The sequence below is a fragment of the Halorubrum sp. SP3 genome (assembly GCF_005435195.1).
In the GTDB taxonomy this organism is placed as follows: domain Archaea; phylum Halobacteriota; class Halobacteria; order Halobacteriales; family Haloferacaceae; genus Halorubrum; species Halorubrum sodomense.
Genome location: NZ_SGTU01000010.1, coordinates 21,410 through 41,492 on the forward strand (window position 1 = coordinate 21,410; position 20,083 = coordinate 41,492).

The following is a 20,083-nucleotide window of genomic DNA, read 5'->3' on the forward strand; positions in this document are numbered from 1 at the left end:
GCTGCCGCGGAATCGCATATAAGGGTCGGGGCGGACCGCCGCATTCGACGGGGTTCAGCGCCCGCCCGCGTCGCCGGATCTCTCCCCCTCGCCGGCGGTGTCCCCCACGCGAACGTCGGCCGTCCGAAGCAGCGACCGCGCGCTCCGGTCCGCCGACTCGACCGCTCGGGCCGCGTCGCCGCGCAGTTCGACGGCGCCGTCGAGCGCCGCGATCCTGACCGCGGCGAGCGACGCCGCGATCCGGCTCCCGTCGTACCCGTTCGGGCCCTGTCCGGCCGCGCTCGGGTCGCCGCGCGGGACGACCGCGAGGGCCCGCCGAAACGCCGGATACACCGCCTCGACGAGTTCGTTCCGCGCGTCGCACAGCCGGTTCCGGAGGCGGTCGCGGAGCCGCAGTCGCCGCCGACGCTGGTCGCGGGCGCGGGCTGCCTCGCCCCTCGCTCGTTCGAGCGCCTGTTCGGCGGCGATCACTTCGGTCTGTGCGGCCGAAAGCTCCGCGGCCGCCGCCTCTAGGTCGTCGAGCGTCTCGTCCGCCTCGGCGTCGACCGCGCGACGCGCTCGCGCGTCGCCGCGCAGCGTCGCGACGCGTTCCTTCAGTCGATCGGTCTCGCCGGTCGTCTCCGCGACCCGTCGCCGCGCCGCGGTCAGATCGACCGGGTCGATCTCGATCGCCGCGAGCTCCCCTTCGATCTCGTCGATCTCGTCCGCGACCGACGCGGTCATCCCTCGCGAACGCGCGGTCGCGGCGAGCTGACGCCGGATCCCCGCGTCGGTGGGCAACCGTCCGAGGACCTCGACCGGTTCCGGCCGACCCGCGACGGGGTCGTCAGCGCCGTCTCCGTTCGAACCGACCGGTGCCGGATCGGTTTCGGTCACAGCTCTCGTTCGCGCATGGTATCGGGATCCGGGTGATCCGTTCCCGCGGCGAAGGCGGCGTACGGCGTCGCCTTCGCGGACCGGTCCGCGTAGGCCGCGGCGGCTTCCCGGACCGGCTCGTCGACGGCGACGAACTCGTTGAACGGTTCGGTGCGTTCTATCTGAACGGCTCCGCCGTGCGACTCCCGCAGCCGCAGCGCGAGGAACGCGGCGTACACCGTCTCGTCGAGCATGGCGGCCCGCCCGAACCGCCGGGCGACGACCGACTCGTGGCGGCGACACAGGTTCCGGAGGCCGGTTCGAGCGGCCGCCGAATACGTCACGACCAACAACACGCCCGGCGCTGGTCGGTTACGGAATTTAGCCGTTCCGGACCGGAACGTTTCAGCCGCCTTCAGCGACCGCGACGAAACCGTTCCGGCCTGGTTCCGAGATCCGCAGTCAGAACCGCTCCACGTCGAACGCCGGCCTCTCACTGCGGCCCGGATCACCGTCCTCCTCCGGATCACCGTCCTCCTCTCGGTCACCATCGTGCGTCTCGCCGTCGACGTCGCTCGCCGCGAGGACGCGTTCGCGGGCGGCCGGCTCAGAGGGCGCGACGACCACGGTGCCGTCGACGGGGTCGTCGCCGACGGCGCGGTACACGTCGTCGTCGCCGTCGAACTCGGTGGCGTACGTCCGGAGCACCGCCGCGACGCGCCGCTCCGTGGCCGCGAGGTCGGCCTCGCCGTTCTCGAACTCGCGGAGCGCGTCCTCGACGTTCCGTATCGCGGAGATGCGGTCCATCTACGTCGTCCTGAGGTGGCCCTGCTGGGGCTCGTACACCTCGCCTTTCGTCCGGAGCTTCTCGATCTCGCCCTCGGCTTTCCCCCGGTCCATTCCGATCTCGCCGGCGCGGTCGAGCACCTCGTCGACCGGCGCGCCTTCCTGGTACTCCTCCTCGATGTCGGCAATGAGGCCCTTGATGTTCTTGATCCGGTCGCGCTGGCTCTTCGAGGTCCCAGTCTCGACCACGTCGGCGTCGAACTGGCCCGTCTCCGGGTCGACGCCGATGTCCTTGAGACACGACTCGACGATGTCGGTCGCGCGGTCGGCGTCCTCGCGCTCGACGGTGTCCGAGAGGCGGACCCGCGCGCTGGCCTCCGAGAGCCGCACCATCGCCTCCAGCTTCCGCGCGGTGACCGGCACCGGCGCGTCCTCATCGGCGCCCTTCGAGCGCAGGTCGACGTAGAACTCCTCGATCAGCTCCTTCGCCTCCTCCGTCATCGTCGGGTAACAGGAGCGCTTCGCGTGGGCGATGTACTTGCGTAACAGCTCCGAGTCGATCTCGGGCGCGACCTCCTCGGTCACCTCCGCCACCTGCTCCGAGGTGAACTCCGAGCTCGCCAGCTCCTCGCGCTGGGTGTTGAGCTCGCCCGCGTAGTTCGTCTTGATGATGTGTTTCGCCAGCCGGGAGTCGTGCTCCGGGTCCGGACTGTCCGTCACCGTGAAGATGAGGTCGAACCGCGAGATGAGCGCCGGTTCGAGGTCGATCTGCTCGCCGATCGGCTCGTACTGGTCGAACCGGCCGTACTTGGGGTTCGCGGCACCGAGCAGGGAACACCGCGCCTTCAGCGTCGCGTTGATCCCTGCCTTCGAGACGGAGATCTTCTGCTGTTCGAGCCCCTCGTGCATCGCGGAGCGGTCGGAGGAGTTGTGCACGACGAGCCCGTTCGCGACGAAGTTGTGCGTCTCCTCGACCGTGAGATCGTACACCCGCGGTCGCTCTCCGTCCTCGATCCGCGTCAGTATCGACCGCAGCTCCGCTTCGACGGCGTCGACCTCCTCCGCGACGGCCTCGCGCACATCGTCGAGTCGGTCCGTTTCGACGGCGCCGGACAGCCAGCGCGACACGGTCGCCTGCGTCACGTCCAGTCTCGACGCCACGTCCGCCTGACTGATCTCATACGCGTCGAGCGCCGCCGACAGCTCCGCTCGCGTCTCGCCGACCGGACCGCGGTCGAGCAGTTCGCGAGCGCGGTCTTCCGCCGTGTCGACCGGGCCGTCGATGACGCCGGCGAGACGCTGCCGGAGTACCTTGCCGCGGTGTTCGACCGATTCCGGCGGGATCGTCTCGACCGACTCGACGCGGCGCCACTTCACGTCGCCGCGAACGAACTCGCGGAGGTCGTCGAATTCGACGTTCGCGACCTCGCCGACGACCTCTCGGAGTCGCGCGGTCACCGTCCGACGGATCTCGTCGCCCTCGCCCCACTCGCGGGAAATCTGTTGCTGGGACAGCGTCGTTCCCTCGGCCAACTCGGACTGCGAGACGTGGTATCGGCGCCGTAGCTCCGAGAGCGTCTCCCACGTCGGCGTCTCGTCGAGCGCGTCGCGGTCGGCGGCGGCCGTCTCCAGTCTGTTCTCGAACGCCGCGAGCACTTGGCGGGCGCGGTGGAGCGAGACGTTCGCGGCCCCGGTCTCGAAGTCGTGATACGTGACCGCGTCGAGCCCGCACTCGCTTTGGTAGAGCCGGAGGGAGTCGCGACACCGCGCGAGCACGTCGTCGACCTCCGGGACCACGTCGAGGATCGTTCGGTCGCCGTCCGCGGCGTCGACGACGCGGTCGAGCGCCGCCGCCTTCCGCGTGGCCGTGAATCCGACGTACCGCCGGAACGCCGCGAGCGAGTCGGCGTCGGTCACCGTGAAGTAGTACACGTCGCGGCCGCCGTCTCGTTCGCGGTGCTGGAGCTGGCTCGACACGCCGAACCCTAAGAGCAGGCTCCGCGTGCCCTCCAGCAGGTCCCGGCTCGCCGACGCTATCCGGACGTTGCCCGCCGACTCGTCGACGTGCCCCTCGATGTCGGCGAGCGCGCGGACGAACGCGGCCTTCGCTGCGCGGCTCCCGGCCGATACGGGAGTCGGGAAGCACTTCTCGTCGTACCGACCGAGGTTCATCCCCGCGTCGAGGACGGCGTCGGCGTGTTCCTTCCCCGTGACGCGAACCGTCTCGACGCCGTCGTCACGCTTCTCGCTCGGCGGTCGAACCGGCTCCGCGTCGAACGCCGCCCGCGCCGCGCGCTCGAAGTCGTCTAAGAGTTCGTCGTCCGCGTTGGTGAACCGGACGCCGTAGACGCCCTCGTCGCGGTCGTAGAAGACGTTGCCGTCGCCCGAGAGGTATCCGAGGACGCTCGCCATCGCGGCGTCAACGCCGTCAGCGTCGACGGATCCATCGTCGAGCGGTTCGACGCTCCCGACGCCGCCCGCCATTGCTGCCGCTCCGGCGCCGTCGGCGGCCTTCGTCGGAATCTCTCGGGGCACGTACACCCAGTCGCCGTCGTCGAGCGCGGCCGCCTCGCGCTCGACCCGCTCGCCGTCGTCGAGGACGAAGAACGGGTGGTCGGCGGTCGCGGTCAATGACTCGCCGGTCTCGGTCGTCACCCGGGTCAGCTCCGACGGCGCGTCGTACTCGTGGACCGCGGAGACGGACCGCTCGACGAGGTTCCCGTCCTCGTCCATCGACCAGACGTCGAGGTCGACGTCGCGCACGCGGCGCCCGTTCGAGAGCTCCTCGACGTCGCCGTCCTCGGCCGCCTCACGCGCCAGCTCGTCGATGCGCTCGACGCGGCCGTCTGCCAGCGAGACCAGCGCGTCGCCGGTGACGCAGTCCATCTTGTCCAGCTCGTCGACCGCCGCGATCCCCTTGTCTGCGAGGACGAGCGCGCCGGCTTCGAGCGACCACTGCTGGCCGTCGCCGAAGTCGTCGCGGACGGCCGCCGCCGTGAGCCCGGCCGCGCTCGAACCCTTCCCGGAGGTGTACACCGAGCGGGGCGCGATGTTTTCTACATACGAAATCATCTGTGAGTTGTGTGAGACGATCCCGTTCGAGACGTAGTTGTGAGTCCCCTCGACTTCGAGATCGTACACCCACTCGTCATCTGGTTCGACTCGCTCGATGGACTCAATCTGATCCCAGCGAATATCGCTCTCAGCGAGTTGACCGAGCGCGGCAACGTCGCGTGCGGTGGATCCGCCATCTGTTTTGGCGAAAGCGTCGGTGTCGCTGTCGATGGGGGACCCACACGCGTCCTCGAATGCGTCGACAATTCGTCTGAGGGCGTCCCGACTCGGATTCCGGTTTCCGGCCTCGTAGTGTCGGTACGTGCTCCGTGGTACACCGCACTCGTACTGTGTCAGTCCCAGCGACTCACGCAGTCGACGAAGCGTCGGACCGACGTTTGGGATCACGTCCACGTTCGTGTTCCGATCCGTTTCGAGATGCTCCGCCGCTGCGGACTGTTTTCGTTCGGTAACGAACCCGATTTCAGTGACGTAGCGGTCGAACTGTGCGCCGCTGATACGGAGCCGGTAGCTTCCGTTGTGCCGCTCGTGTAACTGGGATGTAATCCCGTGTTGAAGCAGGAGCGACCGGAGTCCTTCGAGAAGCTCCTCGCTCACCGACGCGACGCTTATCTCGCGTTGCGACGCAGAAACGTGACCTTCTCCCTCGATGAATCCCTCGATGAAAGCGGCGGTGATTTTGTCGGATGCACCTACAATCCTCGGTGGGATCCGCTTCTCAGCGGAGCTTTTTAGTAGCGCTTCGTCGATTTCGTTGAGGAAACTGACGAACTCACCGGCGGAACACAGCAACTCCCGCGCGCTTTTGTCATCGTGCGGCTTCCTGGTGGTCGTTTCGAGGTTGAGATCGTGGAGCGTGTTCCGCGCGTCTTCGAGGACCTCCTCGTCGTTGTTCGTGATCGAAACGAATCCCGAGTGGTCGTTGCGTTTCTCGACGTACCCCTCAGCAACAATGTATCCGACGAGCCGGGAGAGCGCTGGGGTCCACCGTTCGGGAGCGTCGAGACGAACGGCGTTGTGCGACTGTGCCCTGCGGAAATCGACGTCGAGCGTGTCGTCGGCGTCCACGTCGAGTCGGGTGAGCGCCGCCACGAATTCGCCCGTTTCCAGTTCCTCGGCACGGATCGGAGCGAACTGCCCGTCCCGCTGGATGAACAGCGGGTGGGAAGGCGTCACGTCGAGTTCACGGCCCGACGCCGTTTCGATCCGATACATCTCCGCTGGCGCCTCCCTCTTCCAGACTTTCGTCGCGCGGGACGCCCCGACAGCGCCGTCCTCCTGAAGCGCAGGAACCTCGAAGTCGACGCTGTCCCAGACGCCGTCGTCGACCGGCTTCGGATCGTCGAGATTCCGCTCTACCAGATCGCGTATCGGAACCTTTCGTCCATCGTTGAGGATGACATCTGTGTCCCCATCGAGACACTTACCCGTGCCAGGGTCGCCAATAAGCAGCATGTGGAGGTCGCCCCGAATTCGCGATCCGTCGGGGAGGTGCTTCGTCACGCCGGAGAACAGCTGGAGGATCATCGCGAGCTTCTCCTCCTCGTAGCCGTAGATGGCGGGCGCGATGGAGCCGACCATCGCCTCGTAGATGTCGTCGCGCTCGGAGAGCTCGATGATGTCGCGTTTGTCCGCCTCCGTGATGTCCATGTCCTCGAACTCCTCGTCCTCGATGCCGATGGAGACGCCGTCCATGTACAGGTCGAAGATGGCGGACTTTTCGTTGCCCTGCTCGACCTGCTCGATGTGGAGGACGCCGACGCAGGTGACGTGGTCGCCGGGGCTCACCTCGCCGGTGATGTCGTCGACGATGTCGACGTCGAGCGACTGGGGGGTCTCGCCGCCCCGGAGCCCCTCGGGCGACTCCTGGATGCGGAGCTTCTGGGAGTCGACGAACTCGGACTGGTCGAAGTTGACGCGGAAGGGGCCCTGGCGCTCGCAGCCCTGACACTCGTGGGGCTCCTGGAAGCCGCCGTCGCTCTGGGGGATGTACGTCATCGTGCCGCAGCGCTGGCACTCGAAGGCGGCCTCGGTCACCTTCGGGCGGACGTCGGTGGCCTTCCGGACGATGCCCTGGATGGAGACGAGCTTCCCGATGTGGTCGTCGTGGACGCGGATCCCGCGGATGTCGACGTTCTCGGGAAGGTCCTCGATGCGGACGTGCGCGCGGCCGAGGCTGACGTCGGCCGGGAGGTCGTAGAGCCGCAGCGCCTCCTCGGCGTACTCGCGCATCTGCTCCGGCTTGTTCAGGAAATCCTCGGCGAGGTCGCGGTCGAACTGAAAGAGGTCGTCGTAGGAGACGTACAGCGAGCGCTGCTCGTTGGGATACCGCTGTGCGAGCTGTCCGATCTCCTCGCGGTAGTAGTTGCGATAGAACTGGATGAACCGCTCCGTGAGGTCCTGGGTGCCGGCCTGAGCCATTGCGACATCACTTCGTCGGCATCACGTATGAACCTCCGGTTCGGAGCGGACGTGGTCGGCCGCCCGGCGGCGACGGCGGACCGACCGTCGGCCCGGCGACCGGATCGCCGGCGGACGGTCCCTCGGTCCGACGGTACCCCCGTCCCGGCTACGCGTGCCCGACGAACGTCGCGTCGGCGGAGGTGCGGCCCTCGTTGAACGAGAGCACCTTCGCGCGGATCACGTCGCCCGGTTCGAGTCCGCCCGGAATGTCCTCGGTGAAGACGACGAACCCCTCGACCTTGCCGACGGCGACCTCCTCGCCCGAGTGGTGGTCGGTGAGCTCGGTGACGCCGAACTCGTACGTCTCGCCGATCTCGACCGGCGGGTCGCGCTCCTGTGCTGCGTCGTGCGCGCGCTTGGACTCGCGTGCGTCGGCCGACGGCCTGCGGAGCCGACGGGCGAGCACGAACAGCGCGAGCACCGCGACCGCCGCGGCGATACCGACGACGAGCGGCGACGAGGGGATCATACCCGTGCGGTCGGCCGCGGTCGCCTAAACGCTGGGGGTCCGCGACGGCGACGTTCCGAGCGCCGGCCGGGACCGCGGCCGCGACCCCTCGAGGGGATCGATCCGCCGCGTCCGCATGAGAAACGCCTTTGCCCCCGAGGCCCTCCTCTCGATCCGATGCGACACAGCCGCGGTTCCCGACGACTCGCGCACGGGTGTGGTGTGCCGTGAAGGTCGCGGACGCGGTGCCGGAGTTCGCCGACGCCTTCGGGTTCGACGAGTTCAACCGGATGCAACGGGAGGCGCTCCCGGGAATCTTGGAGACCGACCACAACGTGGTCGCGTCGGCGCCGACCGCCTCCGGGAAGACGGCGCTCGCCGAGCTCGCCATCTGTCGGACCCTCGCGGCGGACGGCACCGCGCTGTTCATCGCGCCGCTGCGCGCGCTCACCAACGAGAAGGAGAGCGAGTGGGAACGGTTCGAAGAGCTGGGCTACTCCGTCTACGTCGTCTCCGGCGAGCGGGACCTGAACCCGCGGCGCGCCGAGCGCGCGGACGTGCTGGTGACGACCCCCGAGAAGGCCGACAGCGCGACGCGGAAACACGACTCCGCGCGCTATTCATTTATCACCGACGTGGACTGCGTCGTCATCGACGAGGTCCACCTGCTCGACTCCGAGAAGCGCGGCGCGGTGCTCGAGGTGACCGTCTCGCGGCTCCGCCGGCTTCAGGACCCCCGCGTCGTCGCGCTCTCGGCGACGATGCCGAACATCGACGACGTCGCGGAGTGGCTCGACGCGCCCGCGGAGACGACGTACGCGTTCGGCGACGAGTACCGCCCGGTCGACCTCGAAACGGGCGTGAAGACGTACTCGCACGGCTCGAACGCGTTCGCCGACAAGTACCGCCGGCTCTACCGCGCGCTCGACCTGGCCGAGCCGCACGTCCGCGAGGACGGGCAGGCCCTGGTGTTCGTCTCCTCGCGACAGGACACGGTCCAGGCCGCCAAGAAGGCGCGCGACGAGATCACCGAGCGCGACATCCCGATCGACTCGCGGGACGACTACGACTTCCACAACGAGGCGACGGAGCTGACCAACGACACGCTCCGGCAGTCCGTCACCGACGGCGTCGGCTTCCACCACGCCGGCCTCGGGAAGGACGACCGCGACCGCGTCGAGGAGTGGTTCAAGCAGGGGAAGATCAAGTTCCTCTTTTCGACGTCGACGCTCGCGTGGGGGGTGAACCTCCCCGCGCGCTGCGTCGTCATCCGCGACACGAAGTACCACGACCCGCTGGAGGGCGAGACCGACATCTCGCCGCTGGACGTGCTCCAGATGCTCGGCCGCGCCGGGCGCCCGGAGTACGACGACGTGGGGTACGGCTGGGTGGTCTGCGACCGCGCCGACGCGGACAAGTACCGGAAGCTGCTCCGGGAGGGCAAGGAGATCGAGTCGCGGCTCGCCGCGGACCTCGAGTCGCACCTCAACGCCGAGATCGCGATGGGCACCATCCGCGGACTCGAGGACGTGATGGCGTGGCTGGAGACCACCTTTTACTACGTCCGCGCGGAGTCGGAGCCGGACGCGTACGACTTCCCGACGCTCCGCGACCGCGTGCGCGACACGCTCGAATCCCTCGTCGACGACGGGTTCGTCGCGGCCGACGACGACCTCGCCATCGAGCCGACCGCCCTCGGGCGCCTCGCCTCGAAGTACTACCTCCGCTTGGACACCGCCCGCCGCTTCCGGCGCCTCGCCGACCGCGAGACGCTGACGGTCGACGCCGTGTTGGAGACCGTCGCGTCGGCCGGCGAGTTCGACTCCGTCTCGGCGCGGTCGGCCGAGTCGGACGCCGTCGACCGGATCCTCGAGGGTCGCGACACCGACCTCGAAGAGGGCCATCGCAAGGTGTTCGCCATCCTGCTCGCCGGGATGGCCGACTCGGTCCCCTCGGACCTCCGGTCGGACGCGTGGGTGATCCGGCAGAACGCGCTCCGACTGCTCGCCGCGCTCGCGGAGTTCCTCGACCGGTTCGCCGGCCCGCGCGCCGCCAACCTCGCCCGCCGCGTCGAGGCGCGCGTCGAACACGGCGTCTCCCGCGAGGCGGTCGCGCTCACGGCGATCGAGGGGGTCGGCTCCGGCCGCGCCGAGCGCCTCGCGGACGCCGGTCTCACCTCCCCGGCCGACGTGGTCGACGCCGGCGCGAAGGACCTCGAAAACGCCGGGATGAGCGCGTCCGTCGCGGAGCGCATCGTCGACGCCGCGCGCGACTGTCCCCGGATCGACGTCGACTGGGGCGACTTCCCCGAGGCGATCGCCGTCGGCGAAAACGAGCTGTGCGAGGTCGCCGTGACCGCCGTCTCCGGGAGCGCCCGTGCGGGGATCCGGGTCACGGTCAACGAGGTGGAGATGACCGCGACGACGACGTACCTCGACGGCGAGGCGACGGTCCCGGTCGGCGTGTTCGGCACCCCCGACGCCGACGAGCTGGAGTTCACCGTCGAGGTCGTCTTCCCGGACCTGCCGCTGCTGCCGGTCACCGCGACGCGGACGGTTCGGGTGAAGTAGGGTCGTCGTGGAGCTGTGGCGCGTGCCGACGAGCGGCCGCAGGCCGCGAGTCGCACGCGCGAGGGAGTCGGTCGGCGTTTTTAAGCGCCGACCGACGAGGCTGGGGAGGCGTGAGGCTGCGGTGCTGTTCGGTGTGGGGCGGGACTCAAAGGGGCAGCCGCGAGGGCGCCGTAGGCGACGTAAGGACCGCAGGGAGCGAGCGACCGAGGACCGCAGCGAGCGTACGGCGCCCTCGCGGCTGGGGCTTCGGAGGTAGTCCCCGTCGGTCCGCAGTCGACAATTTATAAGCGAGCGGCTGGGGATTTGGCGGTGTTCGCTGTCGATCCGCCGCCGACTATTTATAAATAGCCGACCGGGGCGTTCGAGCGATTCGCCACCTCGCCCCGCCGTCAGTATTCACCGCCACCCACCACGTATCCCACATAAATCCCCGCTACGAGCGCTTTTCACCCATACCGCGGCCACCCGCCCCATGCCGCAACGACTCCGCGTGTTGGCCGGCGACTGCGAGGTAACCGACCGCGGCGACCGCACCCGCACCCATCGCGGGCGCGTCGTCGTCCTGATCAAACCCGACGACACGACGCTCGTCCACGACGCCGACGGCTACCAGCCCGTCGCGTGGCTCACCCGGCCGGAGAGCGTCGTCGTCGAGGGCGACGGCGACGGGTTCACGGTCACCGCCCGCGACGGCTCCCGCCGACTCCGGATCGTCGCGGAGGAGGCGACCGCGAGCCGCGCGCTCCCGGTCACCGAGGCGGGCGTTCCGGTCGGGACCTGCCCCGAGGACGGCGGGCCGCTCGTTCGCTCGCGGGGCGACGTGGTGTGCCTCGACTGCGAGGAACGCTGGGGGCTCCCGGCCGGCGCGAGCGTCACGGACGCGACCTGCGACGACTGCGGGCTCCCGAAGATCCGCGTCGAGCGCGGCGAGCCGTTCCACCTCTGTCTCGACCCCGCCTGCGACCCGATGGAGGACGCCGTCAGCGACCGGTTCGACGGAGTTTGGGACTGCCCCGACTGCGATGGCGACCTCCGCGTCCGATTCGCGCCCGGCCGCGTCTACCTCGCCTGCGAGAACGACCCCGACTGCGAGACCACCTTCTCGTTCCCCGCCGGCGTCGTCGTCGACGAGTGCGACTGCGGGCTCCCCGTCTTCGAGACGGCGGCCGGGCTGGGTTGTCTGGACGGGAGCTGCGAAATCGGGGGACACACGGCGAGCGGTGGGAAAGCGCCGGGGAGTCCGAACGACAGCTGAACGGTCGGCTCTCTCGACCTACTCCGCGAGCTGCTGACGCCCCGGTGCGATGAGCCGGTCGAGGTACTCCGCGAGCGCGCCCTTCGCGTCCGCGGGATGGAGCTCTCCCGACTCCAGGTCGGCCGCCAAGTCGTCGTAGGTGTCGTACTCCAAGTCGCCGCCGTACTCCTCGGGGCGCTCGACGGTCACCGCGTCGAAGCGCGGGAACACGTGGTACTCGAACACCTGGAGGACGGGGTTGTCGCGCTCGACGCCGTCGTCGGTCGGCTCGGGGTCGGCCGTCGGCGGGCAGTAGGCGTCGTTCACCTTCGACTCGATGTCCTCGCGGGAGTCCTCCATCGAGATGGTGACCCCCTCGCTGGAGGACATCTTCCCGCGGCCGGTGCCGAGGTCGGCGATCAGCGGCGTGTGGAGGCTCGTCGGCGGTTCGCGGTCGATGCTCGGGAGCACGTCGCGCGCGAGCATGTGGACCTTCCGCTGCTCCATCCCGCCGACCGCGAGGTCGACGCCGAGGTACGGGATGTCGAGCGCCTGCATCAGTGGGTAGACGGCCTGCGACACCTTCACGGAGTCGCCGGAGGTGATCTCGGCCATCGCGCGCTCGGCGCGAGCGAGCGTCGTCTCTAGCTCCAAGGCGTGGAGATCGAGGGTGTAGTCGTCGTCCAGCTGGAAGTCGGAGCCGAGGACGAACTGGGTGTTCGACTCGTCGAGGCCGTAGGCGATGAATTGGTCGCGCATCCGCTCGGCGGTGTGGCGGATCTCCTCGAACGACCCCTTGTCGTTGAGGTAGGCGTGGACGTCGGCCAGCAGCACGGTCACCTCGAACCCCGCCTCCTGGAGGTCGATCAGCTTGTTCGCGGTGAGCATGTGACCGATGTGGAGCACGCCCGAGGGCTCGTAGCCGACGTACGCCCGCTTGCCCTCGGGGTCGTCGGCCAGCGCCTCGATCTCCGCTTCGGTGACCACCTCGGCCGCGTTCCGGGTGATCAGCTCGTGAGCGTCCATACCTCCGAGTGTGCGTTCCCGGACATATGACTTCTGGATGCGTGCGATCGCGTCCCGAACGAGGCGGCGGTGCGCCTCAGCCGCTCTCCTCGGTCTCGGGCAGCGTCCGCCCCGCGCGGTGTTCGGAGATGATCCGGTCGATCCGCTCGGCCTTCTCGTCGCGCCGGCGCTCCTCTGCCTCCTCCTCCCAGTCGTCGACGGCGGCGGCGAGGGCCTCCTCGCTCGCGACCGCCAGCTCGTCCACCTCGCGGACCGGCACCGCGTCCGCGGACACCACCGGAATCTCCCGCTCGAACAGCACCGCGTCCGCCACGTCGGAGAGGTTCCCCTCGCCGCGGATCACGGCCCGCGGCTCCGTCTCCGCGAGCCGCTCCGCGGTCCGGCGCCCGGCCCCGGACGCGTCTCGGAGGTACACCACGTCGCCGGCGACGAGCCCGTACGCCTCGTCGGCGGCGTCGAGCGCGTCGAGCGTGAACTGCTCGACGACCTTCACGCTCACGAGCCCCCGACCCTCCGCGACGTCGCCGAAGTTCGAGTGGTCGAGCCGCCACAGCTCCTTTAACGTCTCCACCTTGCGTTCGAGCTCCTCGACGCGCTCTCGGGCCTCGTCGCGCTCGCGCTCCAGCCGGTCCGTCTCGCGTTCGAGCCGCGAGACCGCCCGCCGCGAGCGCGCCTCGATCCGCTCTTCTCGTTTCGCCTCCTCTAACTCCGATTCCAGCTCCGAGACCCGATCGTCGCGCTCGTCGAGGTCGTCTTCGAGCGATTCGGCGTGCGACTCCAGCCGATCGACGCGCTCGCGGAGCCGCCGGATCGTCTCCTCCTCCTCGGTGCGCTCGGGCTCCGTGGGGTCGGCCTCGTCCGCGTCCCCGTCCGCGTCGCCGTCCCCGCCGTCGTCCTCGCTCAGGTCCTCGATGACGGCCTCCACCGAGGAGTCGCCCGCGACGACGCCGGCGATCACCGCCCCGCGGTCGAGCCGGGGCGGCGTCTTCGCCGCGATCCGCTCGAACTGGTCCTCGTGGTCGTCGTAGGCGTACAGCGCGGCCGCGAGCGCGTCGCGCTCGTGGTCGTTGTCGTAGCTCGCCTCCCGGGTCCGGTGGAGCTTCTCGTCGACCGGGAGGTCGGTCGTGGGCCGCCAGCCGGCGGCGTCGAACGAGCGTCGGAACTTCTCGACGGTCTCCGGCATCGGCTCGACGTCGGCGGCGACGATGATCGGGCGCCCCTGCTCGACGATCCACTCCGTCACCTCCGCCGTGTCGCTGGTCCGCGAGGAGTAGAGCGCGTGGACGGTGCCGTCGAGGCCGACGACCGCGGCCGCGGTGGTCGTGCCGGGGTCGATCCCGACGATGACGCGGTCGCGCCGCTTCACGAGAGGTTCGTACTCGATCCCGTCGCGGCGCTCGCGCTCCACCTCGACGCGCACGTCGCCGGCCCGCGAGCCCGAGACGGGGATGTCCTCGGGGCGGGCCTCGACCGTGAACGTCGCGTTCGCGTAGCCGCCGTACTTCTCGGTCACGTCGCGCTCGAACGAGAGGTTCGCCTCCTTCAGCTTCGACTGGACCTGCCGCGTCCGCTTCCGGACGTTGCCGTGGATCCGTCGGGTGTACCGGTCCTGGCTCCACCCGCCCTTGCCGGTCGATCGCCCGCGCGACACCTTCACCGTCGTCTCGTCGGTGAAGGCGGTCACCTCGTGGCCGACGTTGGCCGCCGCGAGCCGCGCGGCCGCCTCCGCCTCCTTCATCGGCTTCTTGCCGTACGGGATCCCGTGCCGGGAGGCGACCCGCGAGAGCGGCTCCGGGCGCTCCGCGCCGGTCACCTGGACGAGCCGGGTGCCGTCCGGGAGCGACCGGAGGAAGTTGACGAGCTCCCCCTTGTCGGCCGCCAGCTCGTAGGCGTTGTCCGTGGCGACGTAGAGGGGCTCTCGGTCGTCGATCAGTCGGCAGAGCTTCCGGAAGGAGACCACGTCGCGAGTGACCCGAGCCATCGGGCCGTCGGCGTCCGGGGCGTCCGGGTCGTCGTCGTCGACGGGGTCGAGGATAACGAGGGCGTAGGAGGGGCTGTCACCGCGGACGTCGCCGCTGTGGACGTCGACGCCGAACACCGGCCGGTCGCGGGCGCGGATGGTCCGGGTTGTCACGCCCCGAGGTAGGTCGTTGCCGCGTATATACCCCACGCCGGGACGGACGGCCCGCCGGCGGCGGACGCGCGCGGTTTCAGAGGATTCCGGGGTCCTCGTCGGCCCGCCGCCGACCGCTGATGACGCCCGGCGTGCCGCCCGTCTGGATGATGTTGAACGCGGTCATCAGGTCCGTCCGGGAGATGAGGCCGACGAGCTCGCCGTCGGCGTCGATCACGGGGAGGCGCCCGACGCCGTTCTGTTGCATCGCCTGGAGCGCGCTCAGGGCGTCGGCGTCGGGGTCGACCCCGACGACGTCCGTCGCCATCACGTCGTCGACGCGGTAGGCGTCGCGCTCGACCTCCTTGACCGACCGCGCGTCCTCCAGCGTCACCATCCCGACGAGGTCGTCGCCGTCGAGGACCGGATAGCCCGTGTGGCGCTCCTCGAACATCCGACTCATCAGGTCGGCGACGGAGGTGTCCTCAGTCACGGTGTGGAGGTCCTCGCGTGGCGTCATCACGTCGGTGACGGTGACGCCCTCGAAGGCGGCCTTCAGCGTCGTCTGTTGGGCCTCGCCGGAGGCGGCGACGTAGACGAAGAAGGCCAAGACGATGAGCAGTAGCTGGAAGGTGAACAGGCCGACGATCCCCATCAGGAACGCGAACACCTTCCCCACGGAGGCGGCCCGCTGGGTCGCCTGCGCGTGCGGCTGGTTCCGCGCGAGGAGCGCCCGGAGAACCCGGCCGCCGTCCATCGGGAACGCGGGGAGCATGTTGAAGACGGCGAGGACGACGTTCAGCAGCGCGAGGTAGCCGAAGACGAAGCGGACGGCGTCGGAGCCGCCCGCCCCGACGAGGACGACCCCGTAGCAGGCGACCCCGACTGCGACGCTGACGAGCGGGCCGGCGATCGCGATCCAGAACTCGTGTCTCCAGTCCTCGGGGAACTCGGCGAAGCTGGCGAGCCCGCCGAGCAGCCACAGCGTGATCGACTCGATCTCGTAGCCGTAGCGCATCGCGACCAGCGAGTGGCCGAACTCGTGGAGCAACACGCCGACGAACAGCCCCACCGCGGCCGACAGCCCGAGGATCCACGGCGTGTTGCCGGCCGCGACCGCGCCGGCGTCGATCCCGAGCCCGGCGGTCTCGTTCATCACCTCGGCGATGGTGCCGACCTGTCCGCCGATGAGGTACGCGAAGAGGGGTAAGACGAGCAGAAAGGTCCAGTTGAGCCGGATCGGGATGCCGAACGCGCTGCCGACCTTGATTCCACGCATGTCCCCGGATTCGGACGGTGACCCGTTAAGTCACCGGGTTCGGTCGGTGATCGGTTAAATAGGCGGCCCTCCTCATGACGCCTATGAGCGACACAGACCACGCCGGTCCGGTCGTGAAGCGCGGCGAAGACGTCTCGTACGAACCCGTCGACGCCGCCGAGGGGCTCTCGAAGGGCGTCCTCGTCGACGAGTCGGACGGCGCGCCGACCTTCGCGATGCGGCGGTTCGAGCTCGCGCCCGGCGCCGCCGTCCCGCGACACACCAACGCGGTCGAACACGAGCAGTACGTCCTCGCCGGCGAGTACGTCGTCGGCATCGGCGACGAGGAGCACGCCGTCTCGGCCGGCGACGCCCTCCTCATCCCCGCGGGCGTCGAACACTGGTACCGAAACGCGGGCGACGAGGCCGGCGCGTTCATCTGCGCGGTGCCGAACGGCGACGACGCGATCGAACTCGTCGAGTAGCTACTCCGGCGTCCCGACCGCGCTCGACGTGGCGCGCCGGCTACTCCAGCGTCCCGACCCGGTCGGCGACGTAGCCGAACTGGTCGCGGTAGCCGTTCGGCGACAGCAGCACGGGGTAGAAGGGCTCGTCGGCGAGCAGGGGTTCGCCGTCGGCGGCCGCGAACCGTTCGCCGGACTCGACGCGCTCGAAGTTGCGCGCGAACACCTCGTACGCCTCCGCGTCGGGCTTCGGGATCCGCTCGCGGAGCCGGAACACCGAGACGTCCTCGCGGCCGCCGGCGTCCACCACGTCGTCGGCCCCTGGCGCGGAGATGGCGCCGGTCGCGGCGAGGAACGCGCGGGCCAGCCAGTAGGCGTTGTCGGCGGCGGTCTCGGAGCCCTGGAGTCCGGCCTCCACTTCGAGCGTGTGCGGGTGTTCGATGAGCCGGCCCTCCGTGAACGCGTCGGTCTGGATCACGGCGTCGACCGGGAGGTGGGGCGCGACCGCGCGGGTCACCTCGTCCATCGAGTCGATGACGGCGAACGGCTCCGCGTACGACTGCGTCGAGTGGATCGCGAGGGTCGTACACCCCGCCAGCGCGTCGATCAGGTCGGCCGCGAGCCGCACCTCGTGGGCCGCCGCGTCGCGGTTGCCCGGGAACACCCGATTCAGGTCGGCGTCGAGGTAGCGCTCGCCGGCCGCGAGGGCCTCCTCGTTGGCGACGATCAGCCGCACCGGGCGCTCGGGGGCGAGGTCGGCGCCGAGCAGGCGCTCGACGGCGCGGGCGCCGCAGGGCTCGTCGCCGTGGATCGCGCCGACCACGGCGACCTCGGGCTCCCCGTCGCCCAGGTCGTGAATCTCCATACGACTCACAGGCCCGCGGCGGATAAGTGGCGTTCGGTCGGCGGCGACCCCCTCAGCCCCCCTCGTCCACCCGCTCCGCGTACTCGTAGTCGGCCGGGTAGGCGGGCGGCCGCGCGTCGTCGAGCGTGATCCGCCAGCCGTCGACCGCGCTCGGGTCGTCGAGCGCGGCCCGGAGCGTCTCCCGGACGTCGTCGACGTCGACGCCGTAGAAGTCGCCCGGGACGCCGTCGAGGTACCGGAGGGCCGTCTCGAACAGCGACCGCATCCCGTCGTCGTTCTCGAAGTCGGCGCGCTTGTACGCCCCGGCGGCGACCTGGACCATCCCGTGGAGGAAGGCGCTCTCGACCGTCCCGCTGCCGTAGTTGTACCACTCGCTTTCGAAGCAGTCGTGGCTCTCGTGGTAGGCGCCGTCGTTGAACAGCCGGACTCCGTGCTCGGTCGCGCGCCGCAGCGTCGCGTGCTCCCAGTACCCGCCGACCACCTGCGCGTCGGGCGGGCCGCCCGCCGACCCGTCCTCATCGCCCGCCGCGGACGAGTCCGGGGCGTCGCCGCCAGCGTGCCACCCGGTCGGGTCCCCGAGCGGCGGGGCGACGCCCGGGTCGCGGGTGTGGTCGTCCATGTGCGCGGCGTTCGCGCGGGAGCGACCTAACCGTTTCGCGGCGGGGGCCGCCCGCTCGCCTCGCGCCGGCGACCGGCCGACCGGGTCCGGAGACGGATCGAACCCTTCTTTCCCCCGGTCGCGCTCGGGGCGAACGAATGGACGCCGGACTCCTCGCCGCGCTCGGCGCCGCCGTCGTCTGGGGCGTGTACCTCTTCGTCCTGAAGCGCGCCTTCTCCGGGTACTCCCCCGCCGCGCTGACGGTGGCGATCAACGCCGCGGCGCTCGGCTGGTTCCTCGCCGCGACCGGCCTCACCGTCGGCTTCGGCGACGCCGCGGCCGGCCTGGCCGGGCTCCTCGACCCCCGGCGGTTCGCCGTCGTCGCCGTCACGACCCTCGGGACGGCCGCGGCGTTCGTCCTCTTCCTGCGCGCCATCGACGAGGGTGCCGTGTCGTACGTCGCGCCGATCAACAAGGTCGTCCCGATGTTCGTCCTCCCGCTGGAGGTCGGACTGCTCGGACAGGTGTTGGCGCCGGTCCAAGTCGCGGGCGTCGTCGTCACCACGCTCGCGGTGTACGTCGCGAACTACGAGCCGGGCGGCTTCTTCGCGCCGTTCGCGCGGGCCGCCCGCTCGCGGCCGGCGCAGCTGGCGCTCGCGAGCGCGGCCTGCTACGCGGTCGCCGACGTGGGCAAGCGGGTGGCGCTCCAGGAGCTCGCGATCCCCGGCACGCTGTGGGTGCCCCTGCTGCTCGTCGGCGTCGCGGTCGTGCTGCTCCCCGCGGCGCTCCGGAGCTCCTTCGAGGCGACCCGCCGGGACGCCCCGAAGTTCCTCGCGGCCGGCGCGCTCGTCGCGCTGGGCGAGCACCTGACGACGGTCGCGTTCGCGGCGCTGCCCGCGAGCGTCGCCTCCCCGGTGATCAACACGCAGGCGATCGTCGCGGTCGTCCTCGGCGGCGTGCTGCTCGGCGAGCGACACTTCCGGCTCCGGCTCGCCGCGGCCGTCCTCGCGGTCGTCGGCGTCGCGATGATCGCGGGGTAAGGCGGTCGCGGGGAGTCGCGACCGGGCGACCCGCGCGGGCAGAGGGGTACTCGCCTCGACCGCTACGCCTGCCGCCACCCGAGAGACACTTGACCGTCCGGCCCGTACCGATCGTATGAACTCCTCGCCGGAGTCGAGCCCGATCGACCACGCCGAGTCGATCGTGAACGCCCTCGGCGACGGCGCGTACGTCCTCGACGCCGACCGGAACCGCGTGTTCGTCAACGACCGCCTCCGCGAGGTGACCGGGTTCGACCAGGCCGTCCTCCACGCGAAACACCCGGAGCGGCTCGTCGAGAAGGGGTACTGGAGCGCCGAGACGGGCGACCGCTACCGGGCGGCGGCCGACCGCGTCCTCGACGGCGAGGCCGACGACGAGCGCGTCCAGCTCACGACGACGCTCGCGGACGGCCGCGAGATCACCACCGAGACGCGGCTGACCCCAATCGAGCGGGACGGATCCGTCGTCGGCGCGGTCGGGGTCATCCGCGACGTCACCGACCGGGTCCAACGCGAGCGCGAGCTGAAACGGCTCAACGAGCGGCTCGAACGCCTCGCCGGCTTCCTCTCGCACGACCTCCGGAACCCCCTGTCGGTCGCCCGCGGCTACGTCGACCTCGCGCGCGAGACCGGCGACACCGAGCGGTTGGCCGCCGCCGAGGGCGCGTTCGGCCGGATCGAGTCGATGATCGACGAGGCGCTGGTGATGGCCCGCGACCCGGACGAGGTGGAAACCGCGGACGCCGCGGTCGACCTCGCGGAGCTCGCGGCGGACTGCCTGGAGTCGGGCGACCCCGGCGACCAGCCGGCCGACGCCGACCTCGTCGTCGACGACCCCGGACCGGTGGCCGGCGACCCGACGCTGCTCCGACGCGCCGTCGGGAACCTCATCGGCAACGCCTTCGAGCACGGCGACGACGACGTCACGGTCCGGGTCGGGATCGACGACCGCGGGGTGTACGTGGCCGACGACGGTCCGGGGCTGCCGGCCGACGAGCGGGATCGCGCGGCACTGACCGACTTCGGCGTCTCGCCCGGGGGCGGCACCGGGATCGGCCTCGCCATCGTCGAGCGCGTCGCGGCCGCGCACGGCTGGACGCTCGACGTCGACGAGTCCGCGTCGGGCGGGTTCCGCGCGACGCTGGTCGGCGCGGAACCGACGAAATAAAGGGGGGCCCGAGCCAACGCCAGTCCGCGTGCGAGGGTAGCCAAGCCCGGAAACGGCGGCGGATTCAAGCTCCGCTCCTGTAGAGGTCCGTGGGTTCAAATCCCTCCCCTCGCATGAGCG

15 protein-coding genes and 1 tRNA gene are annotated in these 20,083 nt (G+C 70.3%); 6 read left to right on the top strand and 10 right to left on the bottom strand.

The genetic code is table 11. From position 1 onward, the window contains the following. Positions 1–54: 54 nt before the first annotated feature. The 5 genes from EXE42_RS09165 to EXE42_RS09185 all read right to left on the bottom strand — a co-directional run bounded on the left by EXE42_RS09165 (position 55) and on the right by EXE42_RS09185 (position 7,648). On the bottom strand, positions 55–876 hold the full coding sequence (locus EXE42_RS09165; RefSeq protein ID WP_241988363.1) for a hypothetical protein: 822 nt from the start codon (positions 874–876) through the stop codon (positions 55–57). Continuing rightward, the gene (locus tag EXE42_RS09170) at positions 873–1,211 is read right to left on the bottom strand and encodes a hypothetical protein (RefSeq protein ID WP_092919623.1); all 339 of its coding nucleotides are present in this window, start codon (positions 1,209–1,211) and stop codon (positions 873–875) included. The genes EXE42_RS09165 and EXE42_RS09170 overlap by 4 nt, the downstream gene beginning before the upstream one ends. Before the next feature lie 106 nt (positions 1,212–1,317). Continuing rightward, entirely contained in the window at positions 1,318–1,662 is a 345-nt protein-coding gene (locus tag EXE42_RS09175; RefSeq protein ID WP_092919625.1) for a hypothetical protein, read from the bottom strand. Next, a complete protein-coding gene (locus EXE42_RS09180; RefSeq protein ID WP_137706382.1) occupies positions 1,663–7,137 on the bottom strand; it encodes an LAGLIDADG family homing endonuclease in 5,475 nt (1,824 codons plus the stop codon). 148 nt (positions 7,138–7,285) lie between these two features. Next, entirely contained in the window at positions 7,286–7,648 is a 363-nt protein-coding gene (locus EXE42_RS09185; RefSeq protein WP_137706383.1) for a TRAM domain-containing protein, read from the bottom strand. 206 nt (positions 7,649–7,854) lie between these two features. Here EXE42_RS09185 and EXE42_RS09190 point away from each other — a divergent pair, with 206 nt between their 5' ends. Both EXE42_RS09190 and EXE42_RS09195 read left to right on the top strand, forming a co-directional pair. After that, positions 7,855–10,197: a DEAD/DEAH box helicase gene (locus EXE42_RS09190; protein WP_092919631.1), complete on the top strand. Its 2,343-nt coding sequence runs from the start codon at positions 7,855–7,857 to the stop codon at positions 10,195–10,197. Between the two features lie 472 nt (positions 10,198–10,669). Further along, positions 10,670–11,452, top strand: coding sequence for an endonuclease NucS domain-containing protein (locus EXE42_RS09195; RefSeq protein WP_199240744.1), 783 nt, complete (start codon positions 10,670–10,672; stop codon positions 11,450–11,452). 18 nt (positions 11,453–11,470) lie between these two features. Here EXE42_RS09195 and EXE42_RS09200 read toward each other — a convergent pair whose 3' ends face one another. The 3 genes from EXE42_RS09200 to EXE42_RS09210 all read right to left on the bottom strand — a co-directional run bounded on the left by EXE42_RS09200 (position 11,471) and on the right by EXE42_RS09210 (position 15,849). Continuing rightward, the gene (locus EXE42_RS09200; protein WP_092919635.1) at positions 11,471–12,457 is read right to left on the bottom strand and encodes a tyrosine--tRNA ligase; all 987 of its coding nucleotides are present in this window, start codon (positions 12,455–12,457) and stop codon (positions 11,471–11,473) included. 76 nt (positions 12,458–12,533) lie between these two features. Further along, positions 12,534–14,591, bottom strand: coding sequence for a DUF460 domain-containing protein (locus EXE42_RS09205; protein ID WP_137706384.1), 2,058 nt, complete (start codon positions 14,589–14,591; stop codon positions 12,534–12,536). 76 nt (positions 14,592–14,667) lie between these two features. Continuing rightward, positions 14,668–15,849 carry a CBS domain-containing protein gene (locus EXE42_RS09210; RefSeq protein WP_092919639.1) on the bottom strand — a complete coding sequence of 394 codons (1,182 nt, stop codon included), beginning with the start codon at positions 15,847–15,849 and terminating at the stop codon, positions 14,668–14,670. A gap of 83 nt (positions 15,850–15,932) precedes the next feature. Between EXE42_RS09210 and EXE42_RS09215 the strand changes: the two genes are divergently transcribed. After that, positions 15,933–16,313 carry a cupin domain-containing protein gene (locus EXE42_RS09215; protein ID WP_092919641.1) on the top strand — a complete coding sequence of 127 codons (381 nt, stop codon included), beginning with the start codon at positions 15,933–15,935 and terminating at the stop codon, positions 16,311–16,313. Positions 16,314–16,353: 40 nt separating this feature from the next. Here EXE42_RS09215 and EXE42_RS09220 read toward each other — a convergent pair whose 3' ends face one another. Further along, a complete protein-coding gene (locus EXE42_RS09220; RefSeq protein ID WP_092919643.1) occupies positions 16,354–17,157 on the bottom strand; it encodes a succinylglutamate desuccinylase/aspartoacylase family protein in 804 nt (267 codons plus the stop codon). A 52-nt stretch (positions 17,158–17,209) separates the two neighbouring features. Next, a complete protein-coding gene (locus EXE42_RS09225; RefSeq protein WP_092919645.1) occupies positions 17,210–17,776 on the bottom strand; it encodes a DUF309 domain-containing protein in 567 nt (188 codons plus the stop codon). A 137-nt stretch (positions 17,777–17,913) separates the two neighbouring features. Between EXE42_RS09225 and EXE42_RS09230 the strand changes: the two genes are divergently transcribed. The 3 genes from EXE42_RS09230 (at position 17,914) to EXE42_RS09240 (ending at position 20,077) form a co-directional block, all read left to right on the top strand. Continuing rightward, positions 17,914–18,795, top strand: a complete 882-nt coding sequence (locus EXE42_RS09230; RefSeq protein WP_092919647.1) for an EamA family transporter — start codon at positions 17,914–17,916, stop codon at positions 18,793–18,795. A gap of 115 nt (positions 18,796–18,910) precedes the next feature. Beyond that, positions 18,911–19,963: a HAMP domain-containing sensor histidine kinase gene (locus EXE42_RS09235; RefSeq protein ID WP_092919649.1), complete on the top strand. Its 1,053-nt coding sequence runs from the start codon at positions 18,911–18,913 to the stop codon at positions 19,961–19,963. Between the two features lie 30 nt (positions 19,964–19,993). Then, positions 19,994–20,077, top strand: a tRNA-Leu gene (locus tag EXE42_RS09240). Positions 20,078–20,083 lie beyond the last annotated feature (6 nt).

What these genes read in the sequence shown, in the direction of transcription:
- EXE42_RS09175 (WP_092919625.1), bottom strand. Translation starts at nt 1,662, where the DNA reads ATGGACCGCATCTCCGCGATACGGAACGTCGAGGACGCGCTCCGCGAG.
- EXE42_RS09180 (WP_137706382.1), bottom strand. Translation starts at nt 7,137, where the DNA reads ATGGCTCAGGCCGGCACCCAGGACCTCACGGAGCGGTTCATCCAGTTC.
- EXE42_RS09185 (WP_137706383.1), bottom strand. Translation starts at nt 7,648, where the DNA reads ATGATCCCCTCGTCGCCGCTCGTCGTCGGTATCGCCGCGGCGGTCGCG.
- EXE42_RS09195 (WP_199240744.1), top strand. Translation starts at nt 10,670, where the DNA reads ATGCCGCAACGACTCCGCGTGTTGGCCGGCGACTGCGAGGTAACCGAC.
- EXE42_RS09200 (WP_092919635.1), bottom strand. Translation starts at nt 12,457, where the DNA reads ATGGACGCTCACGAGCTGATCACCCGGAACGCGGCCGAGGTGGTCACC.
- EXE42_RS09210 (WP_092919639.1), bottom strand. Translation starts at nt 15,849, where the DNA reads ATGCGTGGAATCAAGGTCGGCAGCGCGTTCGGCATCCCGATCCGGCTC.
- EXE42_RS09215 (WP_092919641.1), top strand. Translation starts at nt 15,933, where the DNA reads ATGAGCGACACAGACCACGCCGGTCCGGTCGTGAAGCGCGGCGAAGAC.
- EXE42_RS09220 (WP_092919643.1), bottom strand. Translation starts at nt 17,157, where the DNA reads ATGGAGATTCACGACCTGGGCGACGGGGAGCCCGAGGTCGCCGTGGTC.
- EXE42_RS09225 (WP_092919645.1), bottom strand. Translation starts at nt 17,776, where the DNA reads ATGGACGACCACACCCGCGACCCGGGCGTCGCCCCGCCGCTCGGGGAC.
- EXE42_RS09230 (WP_092919647.1), top strand. Translation starts at nt 17,914, where the DNA reads ATGGACGCCGGACTCCTCGCCGCGCTCGGCGCCGCCGTCGTCTGGGGC.
- EXE42_RS09235 (WP_092919649.1), top strand. Translation starts at nt 18,911, where the DNA reads ATGAACTCCTCGCCGGAGTCGAGCCCGATCGACCACGCCGAGTCGATC.